1 protein-coding gene is annotated in these 2,386 nt (G+C 69.9%); it reads right to left on the bottom strand.

The features are described 5' to 3' along the window. A partial coding sequence (locus AB0G02_RS35505; protein WP_360803424.1) for a glycoside hydrolase family 9 protein occupies window positions 1-1,834 on the bottom strand: 1,834 nt, incomplete at its 3' end. Window positions 1,835-2,386: the final 552 nt, after the last annotated feature.

Below are 2,386 nucleotides of genomic sequence, written 5' to 3'. Positions count from 1 at the left end.
TGGCCGACGAGTACGCCATGACCGATGATGAGGCGCACCAGTTGCTCGCCGACGTCGCGGCGAAGAGCCAGGCCAGCGCGGCGTTCCAGTTCAGCGCGACCTCGTTGACCGACCAGGCGTTGATGTCGTCCAGGTAGCACTTCTGGGGCTTGCAGCCCGCCAGTTGCGCCTGGGCCACCGGGTCCTGGAGGTCGCTGTTGGGGCCGCCCGCCAAGGCGCCCGCCGGGGGGTTGGGCAGCGACGAGTCGAGCTGGTTGGCCCAGAACCGGTGGTGGGAGTTGCGGGTGGCGCGTTCGCCGTAGCCGGTCACGTAGGAGTGGTTGAACGGGTTGCGCCCGAACAGGTAGTCCAGCGTCTGGTAGACACCGGCGCGGTACTTGGCCTGCCCGGTGAAGTCGTGCGCCAGCGCCAGCACGTTCGCCGCGTTGGCGACCACGCCGTTGGAACCCCAGTAGTACCCGGTCGCCGGTGCCGGGTAGCCCTGGGTCGACGCTTGGTTGAGCAGCCGGTCGCCGTAGGAGGCGAACGCCGCGCGGGTGGCCGCCACGTCCGAGGCCGACAGGCCGTTGGGCACCAGCGCCAACGTCGTGTCACCCAGCCCCGCGGTCCACCACCAGTCGAAGCCGCCCTGGTCGAACCCCTTGCCGCGGAACAGGGACGACCCGGTCACGTCGGCGCGGTAGGTGCTGGATCCCGTGGTGGTGAACAGCTCCGCCGCGGCCCAGTAGAACTCGTCGGTCACGTTGTTGTCGACGTACGTGCCGCCGCCGTTGCCGTCGTTGGGATCGGCGTAACGCGCCGGGTCGGCCTTGGCCGCGCTGTAGGCGCGCTGCGCCGCGGTCAGGGCGCGGGAGGCGAAGTCCGAGTCGATGTTCCGCCACACCCGAGCGGCCTGTGCGGCCGCGGCGGCGAGGTTGAGCGTCGACGCGGTCGTGACGGCCGACAGCAGGCGTGGCTGCGGGTCCTGGTCGGGGCGCATCGGCAGGCCCGTCCAGTTCTCGTCGCTCACCTTGTGCCGCACCATGCCCGCGTCGGTGCGCCCCTCGGGCACCTGCATCTTCATCAGGAACTCGACGCCCCAGCGGGCCTCGTCCAGGATGTCGGGCACCCCGTTGCCGCGCTCCGGGATCGCCAGCTTCCCGTCGCCCAGCGCCGCGCGGTCCGCGCCGCCGACGTACAGGGTGCGCTCGTACTCGTTGATCAGCTGCCAGGCGGCGAGACCGGTGTCGACGCCGTACTTGCCGTGGTCACCCGCGTCGTACCAACCGCCCCGCACGTCCGAGGTGTACCCGCACGACACCCGGCACGGCACCCCGTTGTCGCCCCGGTTGGGTGAGACGTCGAGGTGACCGGCGGGCCGCGCGTACCGCGTGCCGACGTACTGCGCCTCGATCGGCGTGCCGCTGCGCTGGTGGTAGAAGAACGCCAGGGCGTCGTACCGCAGGCGCTTGAGAGGGTCGGCCGAGATGTCGAACGGGTTGCTGTCCGACCCCGCCACCGACAGCACGTAGCCCGTGCCGGGCGTGTCGAACGACGAGAAGTCGACGATGTGCACGGTGTCGCCCGACAAGGAGTCCGCGCCCCGCACGCAGGTCTGCCCCGACGCCACGGTCGTTCCCGAGGCGTTGCGCAGGGTCCACGCGACGGGCGAGCCCGAGCCGTTGACCACGGTGGCCTGCTTCGGCAGGCCCGGCACGTAGGCCACCTGGTTGACCTTGACCGCGGGACCGGCGTCGGGTGCCGCCAGCGCGGTGGTCGGGGTCAGGGCGGCGGCGGCCAGCACCACGGCCGCCGCGACCGCCACCCGCCGTCGGAGTTGTCGATGAGTGCGCACGGGCAGATCCTCCTTCGGATCACGCCACCCTGGCCGAAAATTTCTCGATCCAGAACGACAGTGTTGCGGACCGGGAGCGCTCCCAGAGGGAGAGTTCGAGTCAGCATCCTGACCTACGAGGGTGGATGAGGTCAACGTTCGCGATGTCGAGAGAAAATTTCCTGCCAGGGAATCGACTAGGCCATTCGTGTCGTCCGATCACTGCAGAAGTGGCGTGGTGCAGGGACGCCTACTCCGAGTGGCACGCCCGGGCGACCGGCAGTAAGGTTCACCTCACAGGTTGAGCAGGCAGCCGTTCCGTGGAACGACCGCAGACGACCGATTCCGGTGCGTCGGTGGACGGGATCTCGCGGGTCCCCCCTCTTCGGATCGGGCGGTCCCCGAGCGGATGCCCGGCTGCGCGCACCTTCCGGTCATCGGGTCGTCGTCCAGGCGATACCGGAGACGTAACTTGCGCATCGCTGTGGTGGCTCTGCACACCGACCAGCTCCCCATCCCCGCCAACGGCCTGGTCGACCAGGTCTCCACCCTCTCGGCAGGACTGGCCGCGCT

It is taken from the genome of Actinosynnema sp. NPDC023658, from assembly GCF_040639995.1.
In the GTDB taxonomy this organism is placed as follows: domain Bacteria; phylum Actinomycetota; class Actinomycetes; order Mycobacteriales; family Pseudonocardiaceae; genus Actinosynnema.
This window is presented reverse-complemented; position numbering and strand designations above follow the sequence as displayed.